Origin of the sequence: Paeniglutamicibacter sp. ORCA_105 (assembly GCF_045798545.1) — a bacterium.
GTDB classification, from domain to species: domain Bacteria; phylum Actinomycetota; class Actinomycetes; order Actinomycetales; family Micrococcaceae; genus Paeniglutamicibacter; species Paeniglutamicibacter sulfureus.
Map to the genome: position 1 here is coordinate 1 of NZ_JBIXLM010000053.1, position 24014 is coordinate 24014.

Genomic DNA, 24014 nt, shown 5'->3' on the forward strand with positions numbered 1-24014 from the left:
CACCTCCAGGATTTGCTTACTGTTCACCCAATCGGCGATGATTGTTATATCGCCGCGGGGTGGAGCAGTTCGGTAGCTCGCCGGGCTCATAACCCGGAGGTCACAGGTTCAAATCCTGTCCCCGCCACGAATGAAGGACCCCGACCAGGGAAACCCGGTCGGGGTCCTTTGCTTTTGCCTGACGGGTGTCGCTGGCGGAAGTTAATTTCATTGAAGTTGTTCCCCAATGCAGAAAAACGTTTCTGCGTCCCTGGCGTGGGTCGAACATGCTGGCTGGAATGCCAACCATCGACGAATCCACGGCCCGATTAGGCGTGACGGGAACGCGCTGGTATCGTTGTATCTACCGACGCGGGGTGGAGCAGTTCGGTAGCTCGCCGGGCTCATAACCCGGAGGTCACAGGTTCAAATCCTGTCCCCGCCACAAAGAAACGATCCGTGGTCCTGATTCAGGACCACGGATCGTTTGGTTTAACAGCAAGTGCCGAAGCGAAGCCCCAACGGACACACTGTCCCGTCCGCCCGAAGCAGGGGTTCTAGCTGAATCACCAAGCATTCAGTTATTCGTCGCTGAGGGTTGAATTTTCCTTGACGTGTTGGCCGGGGTGCGATGCTTCCGGAGTAGCGAATTTGAGTCTAGGGCTCGCACGTTAGGATGGCCCGCCAACAAAGTGAACGCTGGGCAATCGTGCTTTCCGGTTCATTTGCATTACTAGATGGAACACCTAATGGTCGTGACGCTCTCCAAGTGGTCCGACCTGCGCCCCTTGAGCCGGATATGAACGGCGTCTGTGTCCGTTGGTCCGAACTCACGGCTCCTCTCGGGACCCTCCCCAAGGTTCGTTCGTCGTTTCCGGGCCGTGTTCCGGCAATCACATCTTGGGTCTGGTCGACGATTTGTATTTATTGGAAATGCGGTGTGACATGGTGTTTTGCCCTCCCGTCGGTCCGACGCAATAGACTTGGCTGGTAAATGGTCAGCTCGGCTTAAGTCGGGCTTTGTCGAGTCCATCTGAGGTAGGGCCAACATGCCGGAGCAGCCAACGTCGAAAAACGGTGTGCCAGCGAAGAACACCGTCCCAGTTGACGTCACGAGCGATGCGATCGGTGGGACGCCCGGAGCCGCAAAGCAAGCGGTAGCCGCTTCGCCAAGCTCCCTTGCACGTTCTCCCAAGCCCGGACCGCCCAAGAAAAACCAAGTCACGCCCAACAACGTGCAAAAAGTTTCCAAGGGCAAGCCCGGCGGAAACAAGAACTCCAATTCTGCATCAGGAATAAACGGGCCTTCCCCGCGATTTGCGTCTAGCCCGGCCAAGCCCGTCGTCGACTCAAGTAGCAAGACCAAGTCCGCCGGTGCTGTGCCTGCTTCGGGTCCGGCGAAGACGGTGGCTTCGGCTAAGTCCGCCGGTGCTGTGCCTGCTTCGGGTCCGGCGAAGACGGTGGCTTCGGCCAAGTCCGCCGGTGCTGTGCCTGCTCCGGGTCCGGCGAAGACGGTTTCGCCCGCTGCTCGGCAATCCGTTTCATCAACAGACAAAACCCCGAGTTCGTCTTCCGCGAAGCCCGGCGTTCGTCAGGTTCCCGCCAAAGCCGCGGCGGGCGAGAAGCCCTTCGTTGCTGCTGGCCCGGTCAAGAAGACGCCCGTTGGATCTCCGGAGCTTTCCAATCGACCTCACGCTCCGAAAGAAGCAAAGAGGAACGAGGTTGCTGAGCCCCTAAAGCCCGGGACGTCTCCTACCGCGACATCCGGCACTCTCCCGGCTGCCAAGCCCGCACAAGCAGCACAGGACGCTGGAAAAGCCACTGCACGGGATTCCTCGGGGGGCAACCGGCCCGCCGTCTCCCTTGATGGCGCTAAATTGACCAGCGCTCCGCTGAAACCGGTTGCCGCGCCGACGGCCAAGCCTGGGGTTGCGGCCAAGGAAAAGAACACCGAAACAGCAAACGAAGCGTCAATCCAACCAAATTTCGGACCAGCGGCCCGCACGGTCACTAAATCCACAAAACCTGGAAGCGCATCTCCCGCGGAGCCCGAGGCCGGTGGAAGCAACCCGGAATTCTCGGGTGCCAGGCCAGACTCGATCGCACCCGCCGCCCCGGATACCTCGAAAACCGCCAAGACGACAACTGCCGATGAGGCGATTATTGAAGCAGCCGGCGCCGAGGAACCGACGAACCGCGAGCCGGCAGCCGAGCGTGATGAGTCGAATTCGTGGCCCGCCGAGGTCAACGAGAACGCTGGACCAGCCGACTCGCCGAGGCCAGCCGAAGAGTCCATGGTTTCCGATGCGGATGCAGGCCAGGACCGTGCCGGAGCCGCCGGCGGCATCATGATGGCGCTGATGATCGTTTCGTTCATCCTGGAAGTCGCGCTATTGGGCGCACTGGGCATCTGGGCCATGACGATGCTGCCCTTCAGCCCGCTCGTGGCCGTCATCATCGCAGTGCTGCCCGTATTCATTTTCTGGGCACTCTTCATGTCGCCAAAGGCAAACTTGCGATTGCCACAGCCATACCACGCGGTAGTGGCCCACCTGCTCTTTGCCACGGGCGCCGGATTGCTCGCCATTGCCGGTCAGCCGGTGCTGGCCGTGTTCATGGGCGTACTGACGGCAATCAGTCTGGCATTGACGGTCGCTGTCCGGGGCCAGAACGTGGAGAGTCGCAAGAAGGCCACCGGCCGCCGCGCTGCGCGCTAATGTGTGTGGCTCAGACAAGGACCTCCGCGGAGCGTCCCAGTAGGGGGCACGGTGAGAGGCTCAGGGCAGCAACGTCGCCGCGAGTCCTCCGAACACACCCGCTGCAAGCCCGGCACCGAAGGTCAGACCCAGGTAGGTGACGGCCATGACGCGGTTGCCAGAGCGCCACAACGACACCGCGGCCACCATGAAGGTGCTCATGGTGCTCAAACCGCCGCCGATGCCCAGGATCAATGCAATGACCAGTAGGCCCGGTACCCCGGACAGGCTGCCCGCGGCCCAGTCAACCCCGTGGTTGTTCGCCCAGGAAGCCGCGGCGCCCACCAGGAAACATGCTGCGGTGTTCGCGGCCAGGATGCCCAGTGGGAAGATCCCGCCGCCGGACCCGGCCCTGCGATGCTGGGCGCCGGAGACGGCAATGTCCAGTACGTAGCGACCCAGGGCCCCGATGGCGCCGGCCAGCGCAATGACCAGGAATCCGCCCGTGCCCAATGAGCTCATGGTGCACCCCCGCCGTCCGGATCCGCGGCGGGCGGCGATGCCTGGACTGACTGTGCCGACTTTTGCCGGCCAGCCAGGGCGCGCTCGACCCACCACATCGCTGCCCATGCGGCAGCAGCACAGAGTATCAGGGATACGACCAGATCCAGCGCGGCCCGGGCCGGGGTGGAACCCAGCGCAAAAAGGACCAGCGCCGAAAAGGTGGTGAAGGCCCCAAGGAATCCGGTGCCGACCCCCGCGCGCAGCCAACCTGGAGCACGGCGGGTGATCTGCCAGTAACTGGTCAGCGCAGCCAAGGCAGCGGTGCCGGTGACGTTGATCGCCAAGGTAGTGGCCGGGAAGCCCGGGGCATCAGGGAACCAGAGTCCGAGCCCCACACGCAGGGCTGCACCGCAGAAACCGCCCACGGCCACGGCAACCAGGTTTACTCCGTGGGCGCGCGACGTCGACTCGACTGGCCTTGAGGTGCCCACGCCGGTTGGTCCGTTCGGTGCGCCCAAGTCAGGTTCCCGTTCCTCGGCGGCTATGCGGCATGGGGTGCCGGAAGCACCCACAACATGGTCGCGTCGATGTTGCTGAGCTCCGGGTGGGGCAACACGATGGTGCTGCCGGGGGAGATGCCCAGATCGGTGCACCGACGCAGCAGCTCCGGATCTTCGTCGCTGATTCGGCACAGGATCGCCAGGGTCGGTGATCCGTTCGCCTCGAAGCGGTCGAGCCGGATGGCCGGCGGCATCTCCAGGGTGCCGTCGGGGCCGGGGATCGGGTCGCCGTGCGGATCCGCTGCCGGGTGCCCCAGCCGGGCGGCCAGGGCCTCGATAAAGCGGGTGGAAACGGTGTGCTCGAGCAGTTCGGCCTCCTCATGCACCTCGTCCCAGCCGTAGTCGAGCTCATCGAGCAGGAACGTCTCAATCAGGCGGTGCCGGCGCACCACGCTCAACGCAGCCAGGCGGCCCGAATCGGTGAACGTGATGGCCCCGTAGCGCGGGTGGACCATCAGGCCCTTGCCGGCGAGCTTGGACACCATCGCGGTGGCCGAAGCCGGGGCGACTCCGAGCTGTGCGGCAATGGTGCCGGTGGTGACCGGGTCGTCTTCCCACTCGGTCAGCGAGTAGAGCGCCTTGAGGTAGTTTTCCTCGCTGGAGGTCAGGCGTGTCGGGAGCATCAGCGGCCCAGGTTCAGGATTTCCAGTGCGGCATCATGGACCAGGCCGTTGCTGGCCACGGCGTTTCCGCCGTTGCAGCCCTCAACGCCCTCGACGGAGGTGAAGCGGCCGCCGGCCTCGCGGATAATGGGCACCAGTGCGGCCATGTCGTAGAGGTTAAGTTCGGGTTCGCAGGCCAGGTCGACGGCGCCCTCGGCCACCATGCAATAGGACCAGAAATCGCCATAGGCGCGCGTGCGCCACAGGGCGTCGGTGAGGTTGAGCATGTTCTGCAGCTGGTCGCGCTCCTTCCAGCCGGAGAGCGAGGAATACGACAGCGAAGCGTCCTCGAGCTTGGCCACCGAGGAGACCTTCAGCTTGTGGGCGCTGGCCATGGAGCGGCCGGTGTAGGCGCCCATGTCCTTGGCCGCCCACCAGCGCCGGTTCAGCGCCGGTGCGGAGACCAGGCCGACGACGGGCTCACCGTCGTCGATCAGCGCGATCAGCGTGGCCCACACCGGGACACCGCGCACGAAGTTCTTGGTGCCGTCGATGGGGTCGATGACCCAGTGCCGGGTGGATTTGCCGGTGGTGCCGAATTCCTCACCGGTGATGGCGTCGCGCGGCCGGGCACGGGAGATGTGCGACCGGATGGCTTCCTCCGCCGCCTTGTCGGCATCCGAGACCGGGGTCAAATCGGGCTTGGTCTCCACCACCAGGTCCACGGCGTTGAAGCGCGAAAGGGTCAGGGCGTCGACCGAGTCGGCAATGACGTGGGCCAGGCGCAGGTCATCGTTGTAGGTCATGACATCGGTTTTCATACCCTCAAACCTATCCCACGAGGCGGCGGCAGCACTGCAAGATGTCGGTACGGCGGCGTCACGTGATGCCCGGCCGCACCGTGGTGTGGGCTGCGGCACCATCGGGCCCGCGTTGCTAGGCGGTGCCCAGTTCCTTGGCCTCTGCGGTTTCGTCCTGTCCGAGCAACCGGCGGAAGGATTCGAGCCGGGCGATGCCCACCGGACCCGCCTCGCCGGAGGCGACCCACGCATCGAGGGCGCACTGCGGCTCGGCGGCCTTGTGGGTGCAGCCGCGGGCACAGGCGTTGGCGATCGGGACCAGGTCGTCGAAGGCGTTGAGGATGTTCTCCGGGTCCACCAGCGCGAGCCCGAAGGAGCGGATGCCGGGGGTGTCGATGATCCAGCTGCCGGCCGGGGCGTCGTCGATGCGCAGTGCCAGCGCGGAGGAAGAGGTGTGCCGGCCGCGGCCGGTGACGGCATTGACGTTGCCGGTGGCCCGCTGGGCTCCGGTGAGCGCATTGACCAGGGTGGACTTGCCCACACCGGAGTGCCCGATGACGACCGAGACCCTGGAAGCCAGGTGCTCGCGCAACTCCTCCACCGGGGTGCCGGCCAGGCGTGCCGAGAGCCCGTCGGCCGAGCGTGCGTCGATGCCGGTGGCCGATTCGTCGGTGGTGCGCGAGACGACGATGTCGATGTCCAGGTGCCGGTAGTTCTCCAGGAACGGCTCCGGGTCGCGCACATCGGCCTTGGTGATGCACAGCAGCGGGTGGATCCCCGCGTCGAAGGCGGCGACGATGGCCCTGTCGATGAATCCGGTGCGCGGTTCCGGGTTCGCTGCTGCAACCACGATGACCAGCTGGTCCACGTTGGCCACCACGACGCGCTCCACCGGATCGGTGTCGTCCGCGCTGCGGCGCAGCAGCGTGGTGCGGTCCTGGATGCGCACCAGGCGCGCCAGCGTGTCGGGCTCGCCGGAGGTGTCGCCCACCAGGGCCACGAAGTCCCCTGGCACGACGGGGTTGCGGCGCAGCTCGCGGGCGCGGGCGGCGATCACTATGCGCTCGTCCGCGGTGTCCTCGTCGAGGATGGCCCGGTAGCGGCCGCGGTCCACCGTGATGATCCGGCCGATGAGCGCATCCTCGTAGGCGGGGCGGTCCTTGGTGCGGGGGCGTGATCCCTTTTTGTTGGGGCGGATGCGGACATCCGATTCATCCCATTCCCGTGCGTTGCGTGTCATGTGCTTAGCGTGAGGCCTTCCCGCTGGCGGCCAGCGTGGTCCAAAGTGTGGGGAAATCGGGCATGGTCTTGGCGGTGGTCGCGATGTCCACGACCTTCACCCCTGGCACCGCCAGGCCGATGATGGCACCTGCGGTGGCCATGCGGTGGTCGGCATAGGTGGCGAAGCTGCCGCCATGCAAGGGGGCGGGTTCGATGAGTAATCCGTCCTCGAGCTCGGTGACCTTGCCGCCGAGGTTGTTGATCTCGGTGGCAAGCGCGGCGAGCCTGTCGGTCTCGTGCCCGCGCAGGTGCGCGATGCCGGTCAGCCGTGAAACGCCCGAGGCCAGCGCGCAGATCGCCGCGAGCGTCGGGGCGAGTTCGGAGGAGTCGGCGTAGTCGATGCCGGAGATCTCCTCGGGGCCCGTGAGCTGGAGCGTGCCGTCCTGGTGGTGGGTGATTCGCGCGCCCATGCGGGTGAGGATGGTGCGCCACTGGTCCCCGACCTGGGTGGTGGTGCTTGGCCAGTGCGGGATGCGCACGGTGCCGCCGGTGACCATGGCCGCTGCCAGGAACGGCCCGGCGTTGGACAGGTCCGGCTCCATGGTGCGTTCGAAGGCGCTGATCCTGCCGGGTTCGATCTTCCAGCTGCGTTCGGTGGGGCGGGTGATGACAACGCCGAGCTCGCGCAGGGTCTGCACCGTCATCTCGATGTGGTCGGGGCTGGCGATGCGTCCCTCGGCGGCGACGATCTCCACCCCGTGCGTGGTGCGTGCCGCCACCAGCATCAAGGCGCTGATGAACTGCGAGGAACCGGAGGCGTCGATTTCGATGCGCCCGCCTGCCAGGGACCCGGTGCCGTTGACCGTTGCTGGAAGCAGCCCGGGTTCCCCGTGCCCGGTGACCTGGACCCCGAGGTCGGACAGCGCGGTGAGCACCGGGGCCATCGGGCGCAGGCGCGCGTGCGGGTCCCCGTCGAAGGTGAAGGAGCCGCGGGCCAGCGCCGCCAGCGGCGGGACGAAGCGCATGACGGTCCCGGCCAGGCCGCAGTCGATGTCGACCTGGCCCATCTGCGCGTCCAGGTCCATCGGGGTGACACGCAGCTGGACGGTACCGTCGGGGGAGTCGACGCTTTCGATGCCGGTGCCCAGGGCGCGCAGGGCTGCGATCATCAGGTCCGAGTCGCGGGAGGCCAGCGCGTTGGAAATGCGCGAGGGCCCGTCGGCCAGGGCGGCGAGCAGCAAGTACCTGTTGGTCAACGACTTGGACGCCGGGACGATGACGGTGCCGTCAACGGGTTGTGCGGGGTGCGGGGCGTCCCACGTGGTGTCCAGGGTGTCTTGGTTGCTCAACGGCTGCCTCCGGGTCTCAAGGGTGGGGGGGTGTGCCGCGGGACGCGCGGCGGTGATCGGGGGAGTGGGAATGGGGGGGGTCTCGTGGTCGGTGGCGGCGCCGTTGCCGCCGATCGTTGTTTGACGGCCGTGTGCCGCCAAACTCTTGCTCATCGGGTGCAGGCATTCGGTGCGGAGCGCGGCACCGGGGCCGTGCGCCGGGAAAATGCTTCCCCCCGTGGCCCCAATTCTAGCCGCAGGAGGGTACCGCCGGTGGAATAGAGTCGCGCCCTTGCGTGTTACCTCCTATGTGGCACGTTTGCTGCGTTGCGGAACGCGGCGGGCGGTGCCATGGGCAAGTGAACCAACCATGGCGACAGGCGGAGGACTTATGGGAGTACTGCTGGCGGAATCCCCGGCCCCGAGCGAACCGCGGCTGCGCGTAGACTTGGCCGTGATGACCGAGAATATACAGGGCACCGACACTGTACCGGTAGCCAATGAGACCGAAGCACAACGGCGCGAGCGCTTCGAACGCGACGCGCTGCAATATGTCGACCAGCTCTACTCCGCGGCGATGCGCATGGCGCGCAACCCCACGGACGCCGAGGACCTGGTCCAGGAGGCCTACACCAAGGCGTATTCGGCCTTCCACCAGTACAAGCCCGGGACGAACCTGAAAGCCTGGCTGTACCGGATCCTGACCAACACGTACATCAACCTCTACCGCAAGCGCCAACGCGAGCCATTGCGCACCGGGACCGACACCGTCGAGGACTGGCAAATGGCCAAGGCCGCAGAGCACACGCCCGCCGGGCTGCGTTCGGCCGAGGTGGAGGCCCTTGACCACCTGCCGGACTCGGACGTGAAGAACGCGTTGCAGTCGATTGCCGAGGAGTTCCGGTTGGCGGTGTACTTCGTGGACGTCGAAGGTTTCCCCTACAAGGATGCCGCCGAGATCCTCGGTGTACCGATCGGCACGGTGATGTCGCGGCTACACAGGGGACGAAAACAATTGCGAGAATTGCTCGCCGACTACGCGCACGAGCGCGGCATCGGTGCAGCACCAAAGACCCAAGGGGCACCCACGCCCGGAGCGGAGAAGAAATAATGGGTGACTGCCATTCGCTGGGCGACTGCGACGACAATCGCATCGTCCGCCTCTACGAGTACCTTGACGGTGCGCTGTCGCTGAAGGATCTCAACGAGGTCAAGGCACACCTGGAGCATTGTGAGGAATGCGCCGAGGAGTACGACCTGGAGTGCATCATCCGCTCCGTCGTGCGCCGCAGCTGCCAGGAAATCGCGCCCGACACGCTGAAGTCGAAGATCATCACGCGGATTTCCGAGATCCGCGTCGAATCCGGTCACGCCTAGGCACGGCCGACACACGTCAAAAGGGCCGGACCCCGGTTCACCATCTTTCGATGGTTCCGGGGTCCGGCCCTTTTTCAGTCAACCCTTGCCTGCCCGGTTTTCACCGGGCCGGAGGCAGTTGTTTAGGTGTTGGGGCGCTTGCCGTGGTTGGCTCCGCCGCGCTTGCGATCCTTACGCTTACGTGAACGCTTGCTCATGTGAGGACTCCTTTGCAATCTTGGTCCCAAGTTGGACTTCGTCCAGTCTGCCACACCCGCGAAGCCGGACCCAATAACCGGTGTCTGTGCCGCCGGAAATATATCAGCTGGCGCCGGGCTCCGGCAGGCCCAGCCAGGTGTACCAACCGCGGTGCAGCACCAGCCAGGCCATCAGCCCGTAGCCGGCCTGCCCCGGCAATCCGCCGTTGACCGACAGGTCGTTGCGCCACTGTGCGTGGTTCTGCAGCGGTGTGAAGGTGTCGACGTAATGGTGCTTGCGGCGCGTTGCCACGTCCGCATACACGTGGGAAAGCTCGGCGAGGCGGGCGTTGCGCTCGGGATCCAGTCCCGGGGCCGGGCCCACGACCAGGGCCTTGATGCTCATTTGCGAAGCGGAATCCAGGATATTGGCCAGGTTCAGCCGGCTGCGCGCGGTGGAAAGGCCCAGGTCCAGGTCCCGGTCCGAAAGCGCGATGATCAGGCGGTTGTCGACGTTGTCGCCGAAACGGCGTGACGCCTCGTCGAACCAGCGGGTGCTCAGGGCCTCGGAACCCTCTCCGGGGGCCGCGAGCGTGTAGCTCTCGATGCGGACGTCGGTGTTCGAGGTGCGTGCCAGCACCCGGCCGTACCAGCCCAGGGCCCGCGGGTCCCCGTGTCCGGCCAGGAGCTCGTCGCCGATGGCGGTAAGTCGAATAGTGCGGTAATCCACGAATGACCTTTCTCAGGGCGCGTACCAAACAACACTAGCAGTCGGTTAAGCGACCTCGGGGCGGGACACCGTCAGTGTCCCGCCCCGAGGGGGGTGTTCACGCGCGGAGCCCAGCGAAGTGGACTCCGCGCGTGTCGTGCTGCCTTAGCGCGTGAACGCCGCCGTGAGCAGGCGGGCCTGCTCGACCTCGTGGCGCTTGTGCGTGCCGGTCGAGGTCGCGGCGGAGGCCTTGCGGGCCACCAGGCGAACGGGCTTGCCCAGCTCGGCGGGCAGGTTCAGCCCGACGAACGGCCACGGGCCCTGGTTGGCCGGCTCGTCCTGCGCCCAGACGACCTCGGCGTTCGGGTACTTGGCCAGTTCCGCGGCGATTTCCTCGGCGGGCAGCGGGTAGAGCTGCTCGACGCGGATGATCGCGGTTTTGGTGTCGTTCGCCTTGGTGCGGGCGGCTGCCAGGTCGTAGTACAGACGGCCGGAAACCAGCAGCACGCGATCAACGTCTGCGGGGTTCAGGTTCGCGGTGTCGGGGATGACTTCCTGGAAGGTGCCGGTGGTGAAGTCCTCGACTGCGGATGCGGCGGCCTTCAGGCGCAACAGCTGCTTCGGGGTGAAGATCACCAACGGCTTGCGCGGACGGGCGTAGGCCTGGCGGCGCAACAGGTGGAAGTGGTTGGCGCCGGTGGAAGGCTGGGCCACGACCATGTTGTTTTCCGCGCACATCTGCAGGAAGCGTTCGATGCGGGCCGAAGAGTGGTCAGGGCCCTGTCCCTCGTAGCCGTGCGGAAGCATCATGACCAGCGAGGAGCGCTGGCCCCACTTCTGCTCGGCGGAGGAAATGAACTCGTCGATCACGGTCTGGGCGCCGTTGACGAAGTCGCCGAACTGCGCCTCCCAGAGCACCAGGGCGTCCGGGCGTTCCACCGAATAACCGTATTCGAAGCCCAGTGCCGCGTATTCGCTCAGCAGTGAGTCGTAGATCCACAGCTTGGCCTGGTCCTCGGAGAGGTTCAGCAGCGGGTACCAGGTGGCGCCGTTGAGGCGGTCATGGAAGACCGCGTGGCGCTGCACGAAGGTGCCGCGACGCGAGTCCTGGCCCGCCAGGCGGACCGGCACGCCTTCCATGGACAGGGTGCCGAAGGCGGCGATTTCCGCCATGCCCCAGTCGATCCCGCCCTCGCGGCTCATCTTTTCGCGGCGCTCCAGGAGCACCTTGAGCTTCGGGTGGACGGTGAAGTCCTCCGGGATGGCCAGGTGGGCGGCGCCGATGTGCGCCAGGGTCTCGGCGCTGATGGCCGTGTCCCGCGGTGCGGCGACGGAGGCGTCGTCCGCGCGCTGGGCGGCCGGCAGCTCCAGGTCGTTGATCGCCGACATGCCCGGGGTGATGACGGGGATCGGGCTGGTCTGCGCGGCGTGGGTCTCGGCGAAGACACGTTCCAGGCGTTCCTGGTAGTCGCGCAACGCCTGGTCGGCCTCGTCCTGCGTGATGTCGCCGCGGCCGACGAGGGCCTCGGTGTACAGCTTGCGGGTCGAGCGCTTGGCCTCGATGAGGTTGTACATCATCGGCTGGGTCATCGACGGGTCGTCGCCCTCGTTGTGCCCACGGCGGCGGTAGCACACCATGTCGATGACGACGTCCTTGTTGAAGCGCTGGCGGTAGGCGAAGGCCAGCTGGGCCACGTGGACCACTGACTCCGGCTCGTCGCCGTTGACGTGGAACACCGGTGCCTGGACCTGCTTGGCGACGTCGGTGGCGTACACCGAGGAGCGCGAGTCGGTCGGGGCGGTGGTGAAGCCGACCTGGTTGTTCACGATCACGTGGATCGTGCCGCCGGTCTTGTAGCCCTCGAGCTGGGAGAGCGTGAGGGTCTCGCCGACCACGCCCTGTCCGGCGAAGGCGGCGTCGCCGTGCACCAGGATCGGCAGGACGTTGAAGTCCTTGGATCCCTCGCGGTCCTGTTTGGCACGCACGATGCCCTCGAGGACCGGGTTCACGGCCTCCAGGTGCGAGGGGTTGGCCGCCAGGTAGACCTTGGTCTGGTTCCCGGCATCGGAGGTGTAGGAGCCCTCGGTGCCCAGGTGGTACTTCACGTCGCCCGAACCCTGGACCGAACCCGGGGTCGCGGTGCCCTCGAATTCGCGGAAGACCTGGGAGTAGGTCTTGCCGGCGATGTTGGTGAGCACGTTGAGGCGGCCGCGGTGGGCCATGCCGATGGCGACCTCTTCCATGCCGGCGTCTGCGGCATCGGAGATGATCCCGTCAAGCAGCGGAATCAGGGATTCGCCGCCCTCCAGCGAGAAGCGCTTCTGGCCCACGAACTTGGTCTGCAGGAAGGTCTCGAAGGCCTCTGCGGAGTTCAGCTTGGACAGGATGCGCAGCTGCTCTTCGCGGGTCGGCTTGGTGTACGGGTGCTCCAGCTCGTCCTGGAACCACTTGCGTTCCACCGGATCCTGGATGTGCATGTACTCGATGCCGATGGTGCGGCAGTAGGCATCGCGCAGAACGCCGAGGATGTCGCGCAGCAACAGGCGGTCCTTGCCGCCGAATCCACCGGTGACCCATTCGCGGTCCAGGTCCCACAGCGTCAGGCCGTAGGTCTGGATGTCGAGGTCCGGGTGGCGGCGCTGCACGTATTCCAGCGGGTTGGTGTCTGCCATCAAGTGGCCGCGCACGCGGTACGAGTGGATCAGCTGCTGGATGCGCGCGATCTTGTTGATCTGCAGGTCGATGTCGACCTGGTTGTCGACTGCCCAGCGGACAGGCTCATAGGGGATGCGCAGTGCTTCGAAGATCTCGTCGTAGAAGCCCTGTTCGCCCAGCAGCAGGGATTCGACCAGCTTCAGGAATTCGCCCGAGCCGGCGCCCTGGATGACGCGGTGGTCGTAGGTGGAGGTCAGGGTGATGACCTTGCCGACGCCCTGCAGTGCAACGGTCACGTCCGCGGCGCCGCGGAAAGCTGCCGGGTACTCGAGGGCGCCAACGCCGACGATGGTGGCCTGTCCCTTGGAAAGGCGCGGCACCGAGTGCACGGTGCCGATGCCGCCGGGGTTGGTCAGCGAGACGGTGGTGCCGGCGTAGTCATCCGCGGTGAGCTTGTTGGCCCGTGCGCGCTTGATCAGGTCCTCGTAGGTGTCCCAGAACTCGTTGAAGCTCATGTTCTCGGCGGCCTTGATGTTCGGCACTGCCAGCATGCGCGAGCCATCGGGCTTGGGCATGTCGATGGCGATGCCGAAGTTCACGTGGGCCGGCGTGATGGCCATCGGCTTGCCGTCGACCTCGGCGTAGGTGACGTTCTGCGAGGGGAAGAGCTTCAGGGCGCGGATCACGGCGAAGCCGATGATGTGCGTGAAGGAGATCTTGCCGCCGCGGGCGCGCTTGAGGTGGTTGTTGATGACCACGCGGTTGTCGATCAGGGCCTTGGCCGGGACGGCGCGCACCGTGGTGGCGGTCGGGACGGTCAGGGACTGCTCCATGTTGGTGGCAATGGCCTTGGCCGGGCCACGCAACGGGGTGCGCTTTTCCTCGCCCATGGCACCGGGAGCGGTGGCCTTGGGGACCTGTGCGGGGATCGGCTGCGACTTGGTGGCCGGGGCCGGGTCAGCCGGGACGCGCGGGGCGGCGGCTGCGGTCTTGCCCGCGGCGGAGGATTCAGCGGAGGAGCTGGGCGTGCTACTGGACACGTCAACGACGCGGGCCTGGGTCGCGGCGCGCGGTGCGCCGGCCGGGGTGGCAGCAGCGGCCGGGGCCGGCGCAGGAGTCGCCGCAACCGGTGCCTCTGCGGCCGGGGGTGCGGCGGCCTGTTCCGAATTGAGGGACGCGAAGATGTCCCACCATTTCTTGTCTACCGAGTTCTTGTCCTTGAGGAACTGTTGGTACAGCTCATCGACTAGCCATTCGTTCCCGCCGAACTCTTCGGTGAGTCGGTGGTGCGATTGATCTGGCACGGTATTACGCCTCTTCTCCCTGTATTTCCGTTTGTCCAAGCGCCGCCGAGGGGGATGACCACCAAGGGGCATAGTTCTAGACCTGCTTAGTAGTCTAGTGACAATTGGACCCCGGATGGGAACCAATGAGCCGGGTATCACATGCGCGTCGCCTTGAAGGGCCGGGTGAGGTGTCCCGATGGCGCCGAGCGCCCTTTTCATCCGGCGACAAGCCCCGGGCGCGGCGGCGGGACCTCGCGTGCGGGCGCGCGCGAGGCCGAACGCCTGTGCGCAAGTCGTAGTTCAGATACACTGAATTTGTTATGGACAGCCACTCTCTGTGCCGGCCAGTCGTGAAATCACGCGGTGCCGGCCACACATGTCATTGCCCGCCTAATTCCGCTTCGCTATCGGAGCCTTCCAGTTGCGGTCACACAGACCTTAGACTTCGGGGCCCCGGCGCTGCCGCCCCCCGAGGCACAACCGCCCACGGGGCGGTGAAACACTAGATGGAATGGTTGCTGCTGGCCCTGGGCCTGCTGCTGATCCTGGGCACCGGTTTCTTCGTCGCCGTCGAGTTTTCCCTCGTCGCACTGGACCAGGCCAACGTCCAGGAAGCCGTCGACAAGGGCGACACCAAGGCCGTGGCCCTGCTGCAGTGCCTCAAGTCCCTGTCCACCCAACTTTCCTCCTGCCAATTGGGCATCACGCTGACGACGCTGCTGACCGGCTACGTCATCGAGCCTTCGGTGGGAAAGCTTCTCCAGGAACCGCTGCTGGCGCTGGGACTCGGCGACTCCGCCGTGCCGGTCAGCCTGGTGGTGGCCATGTTGCTGGCCACGCTGCTCTCGATGGTCATCGGCGAGCTGGTCCCCAAGAACCTGGCCATCGCCAAGGCCTTCGACATCGGGCGCGCCGTCGCCCGCCCGCAGCTGATCTTCACCGCCATCTTCAAGCCGGCCATCGTCGTACTCAACGGCTTCTCCAACAAGGTCCTGCATCTCTTCGGCCTCGAGGTCAAGGAAGAGATTTCCGGGGCCCGTTCCCCGGCCGAGTTGGTCTCCCTGGTGCGCCGCAGTGCGGAAATGGGCACGCTGGACAAGGACGCGGCGCTGTTCCTGGACCGCACCGTGCGTTTTTCCGAACGCTCGGCGGCCGATGTCATGACACCCCGCATCCAGATGCAGACCATCGAGCACACCGCGCACGTCCACGAGGTCATCGAGCTGGCCAAGGAGACCGGGTACTCCCGGTTTCCCGTCACCGACGGCTCCTCCGACGAGATCAAGGGCGTGTGCCACGTCAAGACCATCATCGCCATTCCGCGTGACAAGCGGAACGGCAAGGAGGTCGGCGAAAACAAGACCCCGGTGATCTTTGTCCCCGAAACCGTGCACCTGGACACGCTGCTGGTGCAGCTGCGCAGTGCCAACCTGCAAATGGCCATCGTGCTTGACGAATATGGCGGAACCGCCGGAATGGTCACCTTGGAAGACCTGATTGAGGAAATCGTCGGCGAGGTCGCCGACGAACACGACTCGGCCCCGCCCGAGGTCCGGCAGCTGCCCGACGGCTCCTGGATGATCCCGGGCATGTACCGCCCGGACCAGCTCAACGAGCTCATCGGCGAGGTGGAGATCCCCGACGACGCGGCCTACGAGACCCTGGGCGGGTTCGTGATGGCCGAGCTCGGCCGGATCCCGTTCCTGGGGGACGTGGTCGACACCGAGGGCGGCGTATTCACCGTCACCGCGCTGGACAAGCGTCGCGTCGCAGAGCTGCATTTCGTGCCGCGGACCGTGAGCGCCTCCAGTGCATCTAGCGCCTCCAGTGCATCTAGCGCATCGAGCGCATCGAGCGCCTCGAGCGCTGCCTCGGCGTCCAGCCCGGATGAAGCCAAGGGGCGTCGGGCATGAACGACTTTGCCGGCCTTTTCTGGCTGATCATCCTGTTGCTGGGCAACGCGTTCTTCGTGGCGGCGGAATTCGCCGTCATGTCGGCGCGCCGCTCGCAGATCGAACCGCTGGCCGACGCCGGGAACAAACGCGCGATCCTCGCGCTGAAGGCCATGGAATCGGTGTCCATCATGCTGGCGGTGTGCCAATTGGGCATCACCGTGTGTTCGCTGCTGATCCTGAACGTCGCCGAACCTGCCATCCACCACCTACTGGTGGTGCCGCTGGAATTCGTGGGAGTGTCCGAGGCCCTGGCCGGGACCATCGCCTTCCTTCTGGCGCTGCTCTTCGTCACCTTCCTGCACGTGACCTTCGGCGAGATGGTGCCCAAGAACATCTCGGTGTCGATGGCCGACAAGGCGGTGCTGCTGCTGGCCGGGCCGCTGCTGGTGCTTTCCGTGATCGTGCACCCGGTCGTGGTCTCGCTGAACTGGATCGCCAACCAGTTCCTGCACCTGATGAAGGTCGAGCCCAAGAACGAGGTGAACTCCGCGTTCACCGCGGCCGAGGTGCAGTCGATCATCGCCAGCTCGGCGCTCTACGGCACGCTGGAGGCCGACGACGCGCTGCGGCTGCGCAAGGCGCTGGAGTTCTCCGACCTCACGGCCGCCGGGACCATGGTCGCGCGCGATCGGGTCGTGGCCCTGCAGCGCGGCACCACGGTGCAGGAGTTCGAGCGCACCGTGGGCAGGACCGGCTTCTCCCGCATTGTCATCTCCGAGGCCGGTGAATTCGTCGGATATTGGCACATGAAGGACGTCATGGCGCTGCCCGACAGCCAGTACCGCCAGCCGGTCTCCGGCATCGAGCTGCGGCCCATGGGCGTGGTGGCCCCGGACACCGAGATCGAGGACGCGCTGGAGCAGATGCGGGCCGACGGCAAGCACCTGGCCCGGGTGGTCGACGCATCCGGTGCGACCCTGGGAATCCTGTTCCTGGAGGACGTGCTGGAGCAGCTGGTCGGGGAGATCGACGACCAGAACCAGAAGCGGGGCATCCGCCGGGAGAACCGCAGCGCCCAATAATGCGAATGGATCGCAATTGAGATAGTCTGGTGTCCTGCAATTCCCCGAAAGGCCCCGCAACCACCGCATGAACAAGCCACTTCGCGCCCCCACGGTCGCCGCCGCGATCCTGTTGCCTTCGGCCTGTGCCAACGGGGTGCCGGCGCGGTTTGCGGGTCGGCGGTTGGCGTGGGCGCCATGGGGGAGCAGACCTCGCAGGATCAGTATTCCCACGGGGCCACGGCCCGGGACCACGGGGTCCCGGTGCCGCAGCTGACCCAAACCCTGCCCGACGGGCGGGACCACATCTCCTGGATGGAATCCAACGTGCAACAACTCGAGGTGGCCCTTGGCCGCTAACCCCAGCACCGGGGCGACGACGCCCGAACCCGTGGTCAGCATGCGCAACGCCTCGCTGCGCTTCGGCGACCGCCTGCTTTGGGACGGACTGGACCTGGACATCGCCCCGGGGGAGTTCCTTGCCGTGCTCGGGCCCAACGGCTCGGGCAAGACCACCATGCTGCGCACCCTGATGGGGCTCCAGGAGCTCTCCGGGGGGACCGTCAGGATCGCCGGCAAGCCGGCAACCCGCGGCTCGCGCCAGGTGGGCACCATCCCGCAGCAGCGTTCCTTCGACGACAACACCCCGCTGCGGGCCCGCGACCTGGTGGCCCTGGGTATCGACGGGCACAAGTGGGGCATCCGGCTGGGCCGCAAGTCCATGCGCAAGCGCGTGGACAAGCTGCTGGAACTGGTCGGCGCCACCTCCTACGCCGAGCGTCCCGTCGGGGTGCTTTCGGGCGGGGAACAGCAGCGCTTGCGTGCCGCGCAGGCGCTGGCAGATAACCCGCGCCTGCTCTTGTGCGACGAGCCGCTCCTCTCCCTCGACCTGCACCACCAGCAGGCCATCTCCGGCCTGATCCACCGGCAGGCCTGCGACCACGGCGCCGCGGTGGTCTTCGTGACCCACGAGATCAACCCGATCCTGCAATACGTGGACCGCGTGCTCTATCTGGCCGGCGGACGCTTCCACATCGGCACCCCCCAGGAGGTCATGCGCTCCGAGGTCCTCTCCGAGCTCTACGGATCGCCCATCGAGGTCTTCGAATCCAACGGGCGCATCGTGGTGGTGGGCATGCCCGAGACGGTCACCCACGCCAATCCGCAGCAACGCACGCACCCGCTTCAAGGAGCCTAGGAACCATGGACCTATCCGAGATCTGGAGCACCGTCTTCAGCTTCGAAGACTACGCCGAGATCCTGCCGCTGGTCTCCAACTCGCTGATCGCCGGTGCCCTGCTTGGCCTGGTCGGCGGGATGATCGGCATCTTCGTGATGCTGCGCGACATGGCCTTCGCGGTGCACGGCATCGCCGAGCTCTCCTTCGCCGGCGCCGCCTTCGCCCTGCTGATCGGCACCAACGTCGTCGTCGGCTCGCTGGTCGGATCCGTCCTGGCCTCGCTGCTGCTGGGGATCATGGGTGCCGCGGCCAAGGACCGCAACTCGATCATCGGCGTGTTGATGCCCTTCGGGCTGGGCCTGGGGATCCTCTTCCTGGCCCTCTACCAGGGCCGCAGCGCGAACAAGTTCGGGCTGCTCACCGGACAGATCGTTGCCGTCGACACGGTGCAGCTGGGCGTGCTGGCCGTCTGCTCGGTGATCGTCATGGTGGCGCTGGTGGCCATGTGGCGCCCGCTGACGTTCATTTCCGTGGACCCCGCGGTGGCGGCGGCGCGCGGCATTCCCGCCGCCCGGCTCTCCGTCGCCTTCATGGTGGTCCTGGGCCTGGCGGTGGCCTTGTCGATCCAGGTGGTCGGCGCGCTGCTGGTGCTCGCACTGCTGATCACCCCGGCGGCGGCCGCCATCCGGGTGACCTCCAACCCGGTGCTGACGGTGAGCCTCTCGGTGGCCTTCGCGATGACCTCGGTGGTGGGCGGCATCCTGCTGGCCCTGGCCGGGTCGCTGCCGATCAGCCCCTACGTCACCACGATTTCCTTCCTCATCTACCTGGTGTGCCGGCTCATTGCCTGGCGCCGGCACCGGGTGCGGCATTCCGAGAAGATGGCAGCCGTCGCCGCCTAGGGCCGCCGACCGAGTCGCGACAAACACCGAAGGCGTGTGCCCGGCCCCCCTGGAGGGAGCGGGGCACACGCCTTCGTCTTGTCCGCCGGTTGCCCGGAGGATGGCTGTTGATGCTCTCCTATTGCTGCTGGCGCATGCGAAGCTCGTTGCTCAGGCCTTGGCGTCGGCGGCCTTCGCCGCGGAGCAGGCGGGGCAGAGCCCGTAGATCTCCACGGTGTGCGTGGGTTCGGTGAAGCCGTTCTCCTGGGCCACCCGGGCCGCCCACTTCTCCACCGCCGGAGCCTCGACCTCGACGGCCTTGCCGCACTTGCTGCACACCAGGTGGTGGTGGTGGTGCTCGATGACGCACTGGCGGTACATCGCCTCGCCCTCGTTGTTGCGCAGCACGTCGACCAGGCCGTCCTCGGCCATCGACAGCAGCAGGCGGTACACCGTGGCCAGGGAGACCTTGTCGCCCTCGTCGACGAGCCACCGGTGGAGTTCCTGCGCCGTCACAAAGTCATCGACCTGTTCCAGCGCGGCGTTGACCGCCAGGCGCTGCTTGGTCACCCGCTGTTCGGAGCTGCGCCGTTCGGTCGCAGGATTCGTCATTTGTTGGAGCACTCCTTGTAGATCGGCACATTGCCACCGGGCACGTTCCGCGGACACCGATTCCGGCACCTCGCCGGGACGCACCCCCGGTTGACACCTCGAGTTTACCAGCGGGTGCGCCGCAGTGGGCCGCGGGCGGGGCCGGGAGCCGGTGCCCGGCCCACTGGTGCCCCGGGTGCCGGCATGCATAGGCTGGGGCCATGGAGATCACCAAGTTCAACCACGCCTGCATCAAGGTGGCGTCATCCAACCGGGCCCTGCTCATCGATCCGGGCAACCACTCGCCGCTGGATGCGGCGCTTGCGGGTGTCGAGGCCATCCTGGTCACCCACCAGCATGCCGACCACCTCGTCCTCGAGCCGGTGCTGCGCGCGCTGGCTGCCAACCCGAGCCTCACCGTCCATGCCCCTGTTGCGCTGGCTTCCACGGTGCTGGCCGCTGCCCATGCGGCGGGCGTCCAGGATGCGGAAGCACGCATCCACGGGGTCGGGCCGGGTGCCTCCTTCGAGGCCGCGGGGATGGAGATCTCCACCCACGGCGGCATGCACGCGGTCATCCACCACTCCCTGCCGGGCGTATCGAACATCGGGTACTTCATCGACCGCAGGCTCTTCCACCCCGGCGACAGCTACCAGGTGCCCGAGGGGATCTCAGTGCACACGTTGCTGGTCCCCGCGCACGCGCCCTGGGCCAAGATCGGGGAGACCATCGAATTCCTGTCCATCGTCGGGGCGGCACAAAACTTCCCCATCCACGACGGGCTGCTCAACGAGCGCGGCCTGGCGCTGGTGGACGGGCACCTGGGGCGCGTGGCAGCCGAGCGCGGTCTGGACTACCGCCGGATACCCAATGGCGAGGCAGTGTCCCTGGACTCCTGAAGCCGTGGCCGGTGCCGCGGATCCCGGGGGCCGCTAGTCCCAGCTGCCGGTGGCCAGCAGGCGCTCGATCCGCCCGGCATAGGGAGCCGGATCCAGTCCGGCGGTCTGGAGCCATGCGGCGTCGTAGTAGGACGTGGCGTAGCGTTCCCCGTTGTCACAAAGGAGCGTGACCACCGAGCCCTGCTGACCGGCGGCGAGCATGTTCGCCACGACCTGCCAGGCCAGCCAGAGGTTGGTGCCCGTCGAGGGCCCGGCGCACAGGTGCGCGAATTCCTGCAGGTGGCGCATCGCCGCAACCGAGGCGGCGTCGGGCACCGTGGCCAGGAAATCGATGATGCCCGGCACGAAGCTGGGTTCCGGACGGGCCCGGCCGATGCCCTCGATCCGGCTGGCGCGCCCGCTGGCGGCCAGCGGATCCCCGCCCGCGTTGGCGGCCTGCCAGGCCGGCAGGAACGCCGAGCCCTCGGGGTCCGCGACGGCCAGACGGGTGTGGTGGCGGTGGTAGCGGGCGTAGCGCCCGATGGTGGCCGAGGTCCCGCCGGTGCCGGCGCCCACCACGATCCAGGCCGGCACGGGGTGTTCCTCCATGGCCAGCTGGCCGAAGATCGACTCGGCGATGTTGTTGTTCCCGCGCCAGTCCGTCGCCCGCTCGGCGTAGGTGAACTGGTCCATGTAGTGGCCTCCGGTGGCCGCGGCCAGCCGTTCGGATTCCGCGTACACGCTCGAGGGGTCATCGACCAGGTGGCACCTGCCACCGGTGGCCTCGATCAGCGCGATCTTCTCCGGGGAGGTGCTTGCAGCCATGACCGCGATGAAGGGCAGGCCCAAGAGCTTCGCGTAGTAGGCCTCGGAGACCGCGGTGGACCCGGAGGAGGCCTCCACGATCGTGGTGCCCTCGGTGATCCACCCGTTGACCAGTCCGTACAGGAACAGGGAGCGGGCCAGCCGGTGCTTGAGGCTGCCGGTGCGGTGCGTCGACTCGTCCTTCAGGTACAGGTCGATGCCCCACTGACGGGGCAGGTCCAGCCGGTGCAGGTGGGTGTCGGCCGAGCGCATCGACTCGGCCTCGATGGTGCGTACCGCCGCATCCACCCAATCGCGGGTCGCGGAGGGCCGGGGGAGCGAAATCAAAGACGTTGTATCCACCCGAGCAAGCCTACCCAACCCACCGCTGCGGCGCGTCCGGCGGCGTGTCCGGATGTCCTCCGAGCCGCGCGGACCGGTGCGGGGCAGGGCCCGGGGAACTAGGCTGGGATCCACGGGGCCGGCGCGGCCCGGCGACACGGACAAGTTCACTGACAGGGACCAAGGAGCACTGACGCATGGGTGGGGAACGCCGGACATTGATCACCGCAGGGGAGCTGGCCAAGTTCCTGGAGGCCGGCGGGGACACGGTGCTGCTCGATGTGCGCTGGGCGCTGGGCGATGCCCGCGGCAGGGAGCACTACGAGGCCGGGCACATCCCCGGCGCCGTCTTCGTCGACCTGGAGACCGAGCTCTCCGCGGCACCCAGCCCGGAGGCCGGGCGCCACCCGCTGCCCGATGCGCGCAACTTCGCGGCATCCGCGCGCAGCTGGGGCATCAACACCGGCTCCGCCGTGGTGCTGTACGACGCCACCGGCGCCCTGGCCGCCGCCCGCGGCTGGTGGCTGCTGCGCCACGCCGGCATCGGCAACGTCCGGGTGCTCGACGGGGGACTGGATGCCTGGGTCGCCGCGGGGCGCGCGCTGGAAACCGGCAACACCACCGCTGTCCCGGGCAACGTGCGGCCGGGCTGGGGGCAGATGCCGGTCATCGACATCGAGCAGGCAGCGGCGTTCCCCGGCCACGGGATCCTGCTGGACTCCCGGGCCCCCGAGCGCTACCGCGGCGAGGCCGAACCCATCGACCCCCGGGCCGGGCACATCCCCGGGGCGCTGAACCGACCCACCACCGGGAACCTCGATGCGGGCAAGCGCCTGCTGGAACCGGCGGAGCTGGCCCGCGCGTTTGGGCAACTGGGCGTGCAGCCCGGCGCCGGGGCAGCCGACGTGGCGGCGTATTGCGGCTCGGGGGTCACCGCCGCCCACCAGGTCCTCGCGCTGGAAACCATCGGGGTCGGTGCGGCGCTGTTCCCCGGCTCCTGGTCCCAGTGGAGCGCGGACCCCGCGCGCCCCGCGGCCACCGGACCGACGCCGTGATCTGCCGGGAAGCCGCGGCCCGCCGGGGTGCCGGCCCCGACGCCCCGGTGAGCGCTGGGTTTGGGACATGATCGGTCGCCCGAAGCCCCCTCCGCTGGATGCCGCCGCGAAGATCCGGGCACGTGTCCGCAGCCGTCAGGGACCGGCGGCCATGATGCCGGATGCCGTGTCCGCGCTGGGAATTGCGGTGGCCGGGGGACCGCTGGTGCCCCTGGAGATCCGCCGCCGCGAGCCGGGGCCACGCGACGTGGTCATCGATATCCTCTTCTGCGGCCTGTGCGACTGCGACGTGCGGGAAGGCCGCGGGGAATGGCCGGCCGCGCGGCTGCCCCTGGTCCCGGGACACCAGATCGCCGGCGTCGTGGCCCGGACCGGTGCCGGGGCCGCGGACCTGGAACCCGGTGCCCGGGTCGGCGTGGGCGCGCTGGTCGATTCGTGCAGGCAGTGCGCGCAATGCCGTGCAGGACGCGAACAGCTCTGCGCCGGGTCGGTGGCGACCTATGGCGCGCTCGATCCGCGCACCGGCGAGTACACCCACGGCGGGTACTCCAAGCGCATCGTCGTTGACAGGGACTTCGTCCTGCGGATCCCGGCCGCGCTGGAGCTGGCCGTCGCCGCCTCGCTGCCCTGCGCCGGGATCAGGGCGTACTCGACGCTGCTGCATCACCGGGTGGGACCCGGCAGCACGGTGGGCGTCCCGGGCACCGGCGGAGGCGGCGCCCTGGCCGTCAAACTGGCGGCGGCCATGGAGGCGGCGGTGAACGTGCCGGCCACTGCGGATCCACTTCAGGTGGTCATCGACACCGGGCCGAGGTCCCCATCGTTGGTAGGCTCGGTGGCAGAAACCCGCCAGTTGCTCGAATTCTGCGCGAAACACCAAGTGGCACCCGGCTTCGAGCTGGTTGGTGCGCAGGGGCTCAACGAGGCATGGGAGCGGATCCTTGCCGCGGACGTGCAACACGGGTTTGTCCTGGACCTCGCCACATTGGGCGGGAACGACTAAGGAGGGTGCATGAGCACGCTGTTCACCAAGATCATCAACGGCGAGATCCCCGGCCGCTTCGTCTGGAAGGACGAGCAAGCCGTGGCGTTCCTGACCATCGGGCCGATCACGCACGGGCACACCCTGGTGGTGCCGCGTGAGGAAGTCGACCACTGGGTCGACGCACCGGCCGAGCTGATGAACCACCTCATCGCGGTGGCCGGGCACATCGGCCGTGCCCAGGTCCGCGCGTTCGGGTCCGAGCGTGCCGGCTTGATGGTCGCCGGGTTCGAGGTCCCGCACCTGCACGTGCACGTCTGGCCCACCAACTCGCTGGCCGACTTCGACCTGGCGCGGGCTGAGAGCAACCCGGACCCGGCCACGATGGATGCAAACGCGCAGAAGCTGCGCGAGGCGCTGCGGGCCGACGGCCACGGGGACCTGGTCCCCG

23 protein-coding genes and 2 tRNA genes are annotated in these 24014 nt (G+C 67.2%); 14 read left to right on the forward strand and 11 right to left on the reverse strand.

What is annotated here, in order from left to right; genetic code table 11:
* The first annotated feature begins 53 nt into the window (after positions 1 to 53).
* From ACIPUB_RS18330 to ACIPUB_RS18340, 3 genes are all read left to right on the forward strand, one after another.
* Positions 54 to 127, forward strand: a tRNA-Met gene (locus ACIPUB_RS18330).
* A gap of 223 nt (positions 128 to 350) precedes the next feature.
* A tRNA-Met gene (locus ACIPUB_RS18335) sits at positions 351 to 424 on the forward strand.
* 604 nt (positions 425 to 1028) lie between these two features.
* Positions 1029 to 2696, forward strand: coding sequence for a DUF2568 domain-containing protein (locus ACIPUB_RS18340; RefSeq protein ID WP_407608696.1), 1668 nt, complete (start codon positions 1029 to 1031; stop codon positions 2694 to 2696).
* Positions 2697 to 2756: 60 nt separating this feature from the next.
* Here the strand turns inward: ACIPUB_RS18340 and ACIPUB_RS18345 are convergent, their stop codons facing one another.
* From ACIPUB_RS18345 to aroA, 6 genes are all read right to left on the reverse strand, one after another.
* Positions 2757 to 3197: a fluoride efflux transporter FluC gene (locus tag ACIPUB_RS18345; RefSeq protein WP_407608697.1), complete on the reverse strand. Its 441-nt coding sequence runs from the start codon at positions 3195 to 3197 to the stop codon at positions 2757 to 2759.
* Positions 3194 to 3697, reverse strand: a complete 504-nt coding sequence (locus tag ACIPUB_RS18350) for a fluoride efflux transporter FluC (RefSeq protein ID WP_407608698.1) — start codon at positions 3695 to 3697, stop codon at positions 3194 to 3196. Before ACIPUB_RS18350 ends, ACIPUB_RS18345 begins: the two co-directional genes overlap by 4 nt.
* Before the next feature lie 23 nt (positions 3698 to 3720).
* The gene (locus ACIPUB_RS18355; protein WP_407608699.1) at positions 3721 to 4362 is read right to left on the reverse strand and encodes a metal-dependent transcriptional regulator; all 642 of its coding nucleotides are present in this window, start codon (positions 4360 to 4362) and stop codon (positions 3721 to 3723) included.
* Positions 4362 to 5162 (reverse strand): histidinol-phosphatase, encoded by an 801-nt coding sequence (hisN, locus tag ACIPUB_RS18360; RefSeq protein ID WP_264269228.1) that lies wholly within the window; start codon positions 5160 to 5162, stop codon positions 4362 to 4364. The genes ACIPUB_RS18355 and hisN overlap by 1 nt, the downstream gene beginning before the upstream one ends.
* 115 nt (positions 5163 to 5277) lie before the next feature.
* Positions 5278 to 6381, reverse strand: coding sequence for a ribosome small subunit-dependent GTPase A (rsgA, locus tag ACIPUB_RS18365; protein ID WP_407608700.1), 1104 nt, complete (start codon positions 6379 to 6381; stop codon positions 5278 to 5280).
* Positions 6382 to 6385: 4 nt separating this feature from the next.
* Positions 6386 to 7864 (reverse strand): 3-phosphoshikimate 1-carboxyvinyltransferase, encoded by a 1479-nt coding sequence (aroA, locus tag ACIPUB_RS18370; protein WP_407608701.1) that lies wholly within the window; start codon positions 7862 to 7864, stop codon positions 6386 to 6388.
* 283 nt (positions 7865 to 8147) lie between these two features.
* Between aroA and ACIPUB_RS18375 the strand changes: the two genes are divergently transcribed.
* Positions 8148 to 8801: a sigma-70 family RNA polymerase sigma factor gene (locus tag ACIPUB_RS18375; protein WP_264269231.1), complete on the forward strand. Its 654-nt coding sequence runs from the start codon at positions 8148 to 8150 to the stop codon at positions 8799 to 8801.
* On the forward strand, positions 8801 to 9067 hold the full coding sequence (rsrA, locus tag ACIPUB_RS18380) for a mycothiol system anti-sigma-R factor (protein WP_264269232.1): 267 nt from the start codon (positions 8801 to 8803) through the stop codon (positions 9065 to 9067). The genes ACIPUB_RS18375 and rsrA overlap by 1 nt, the downstream gene beginning before the upstream one ends.
* A 122-nt stretch (positions 9068 to 9189) precedes the next feature.
* Here rsrA and ACIPUB_RS18385 read toward each other — a convergent pair whose 3' ends face one another.
* From ACIPUB_RS18385 to ACIPUB_RS18395, 3 genes are all read right to left on the reverse strand, one after another.
* Complete coding sequence (locus ACIPUB_RS18385) at positions 9190 to 9264, reverse strand: 50S ribosomal protein bL37 (protein ID WP_372342882.1); 75 nt, start codon at positions 9262 to 9264, stop codon at positions 9190 to 9192.
* A 103-nt stretch (positions 9265 to 9367) separates the two neighbouring features.
* Complete coding sequence (locus ACIPUB_RS18390; protein WP_264269233.1) at positions 9368 to 9973, reverse strand: GDSL-type esterase/lipase family protein; 606 nt, start codon at positions 9971 to 9973, stop codon at positions 9368 to 9370.
* 144 nt (positions 9974 to 10117) lie between these two features.
* Positions 10118 to 13912, reverse strand: coding sequence for a multifunctional oxoglutarate decarboxylase/oxoglutarate dehydrogenase thiamine pyrophosphate-binding subunit/dihydrolipoyllysine-residue succinyltransferase subunit (locus tag ACIPUB_RS18395; protein WP_407608702.1), 3795 nt, complete (start codon positions 13910 to 13912; stop codon positions 10118 to 10120).
* A gap of 488 nt (positions 13913 to 14400) precedes the next feature.
* Here ACIPUB_RS18395 and ACIPUB_RS18400 point away from each other — a divergent pair, with 488 nt between their 5' ends.
* From ACIPUB_RS18400 to ACIPUB_RS18420, 5 genes are all read left to right on the forward strand, one after another.
* Positions 14401 to 15807, forward strand: a complete 1407-nt coding sequence (locus ACIPUB_RS18400) for a hemolysin family protein (RefSeq protein ID WP_407608703.1) — start codon at positions 14401 to 14403, stop codon at positions 15805 to 15807.
* The gene (locus ACIPUB_RS18405) at positions 15804 to 16871 is read left to right on the forward strand and encodes a hemolysin family protein (RefSeq protein ID WP_407608704.1); all 1068 of its coding nucleotides are present in this window, start codon (positions 15804 to 15806) and stop codon (positions 16869 to 16871) included. The genes ACIPUB_RS18400 and ACIPUB_RS18405 overlap by 4 nt, the downstream gene beginning before the upstream one ends.
* A gap of 177 nt (positions 16872 to 17048) precedes the next feature.
* The gene (locus tag ACIPUB_RS18410; protein ID WP_407608705.1) at positions 17049 to 17210 is read left to right on the forward strand and encodes a hypothetical protein; all 162 of its coding nucleotides are present in this window, start codon (positions 17049 to 17051) and stop codon (positions 17208 to 17210) included.
* Between the two features lie 40 nt (positions 17211 to 17250).
* Entirely contained in the window at positions 17251 to 18048 is a 798-nt protein-coding gene (locus ACIPUB_RS18415; RefSeq protein WP_407608711.1) for a metal ABC transporter ATP-binding protein, read from the forward strand.
* A 5-nt stretch (positions 18049 to 18053) separates the two neighbouring features.
* Positions 18054 to 18932: a metal ABC transporter permease gene (locus tag ACIPUB_RS18420; protein WP_264269238.1), complete on the forward strand. Its 879-nt coding sequence runs from the start codon at positions 18054 to 18056 to the stop codon at positions 18930 to 18932.
* Between the two features lie 150 nt (positions 18933 to 19082).
* On the opposite strand, the gene ACIPUB_RS18425 is transcribed toward ACIPUB_RS18420, so the two are convergent.
* Entirely contained in the window at positions 19083 to 19523 is a 441-nt protein-coding gene (locus tag ACIPUB_RS18425; protein ID WP_407608706.1) for a Fur family transcriptional regulator, read from the reverse strand.
* 200 nt (positions 19524 to 19723) lie between these two features.
* Between ACIPUB_RS18425 and ACIPUB_RS18430 the strand changes: the two genes are divergently transcribed.
* Positions 19724 to 20401 carry an MBL fold metallo-hydrolase gene (locus ACIPUB_RS18430; RefSeq protein WP_407608707.1) on the forward strand — a complete coding sequence of 226 codons (678 nt, stop codon included), beginning with the start codon at positions 19724 to 19726 and terminating at the stop codon, positions 20399 to 20401.
* A 33-nt stretch (positions 20402 to 20434) separates the two neighbouring features.
* Here the strand turns inward: ACIPUB_RS18430 and ACIPUB_RS18435 are convergent, their stop codons facing one another.
* Positions 20435 to 21457 (reverse strand): PLP-dependent cysteine synthase family protein, encoded by a 1023-nt coding sequence (locus tag ACIPUB_RS18435; RefSeq protein ID WP_407608712.1) that lies wholly within the window; start codon positions 21455 to 21457, stop codon positions 20435 to 20437.
* Positions 21458 to 21723: 266 nt separating this feature from the next.
* Here ACIPUB_RS18435 and ACIPUB_RS18440 point away from each other — a divergent pair, with 266 nt between their 5' ends.
* The 3 genes from ACIPUB_RS18440 to ACIPUB_RS18450 form a co-directional block, all read left to right on the forward strand.
* Positions 21724 to 22581 carry a sulfurtransferase gene (locus ACIPUB_RS18440; RefSeq protein ID WP_407608708.1) on the forward strand — a complete coding sequence of 286 codons (858 nt, stop codon included), beginning with the start codon at positions 21724 to 21726 and terminating at the stop codon, positions 22579 to 22581.
* A 67-nt stretch (positions 22582 to 22648) separates the two neighbouring features.
* Positions 22649 to 23584 carry an alcohol dehydrogenase catalytic domain-containing protein gene (locus ACIPUB_RS18445; RefSeq protein ID WP_407608709.1) on the forward strand — a complete coding sequence of 312 codons (936 nt, stop codon included), beginning with the start codon at positions 22649 to 22651 and terminating at the stop codon, positions 23582 to 23584.
* Positions 23585 to 23593: 9 nt separating this feature from the next.
* Positions 23594 to 24014: HIT family protein (locus ACIPUB_RS18450; RefSeq protein WP_407608710.1), on the forward strand; the 421-nt coding region annotated here is incomplete at its 3' end.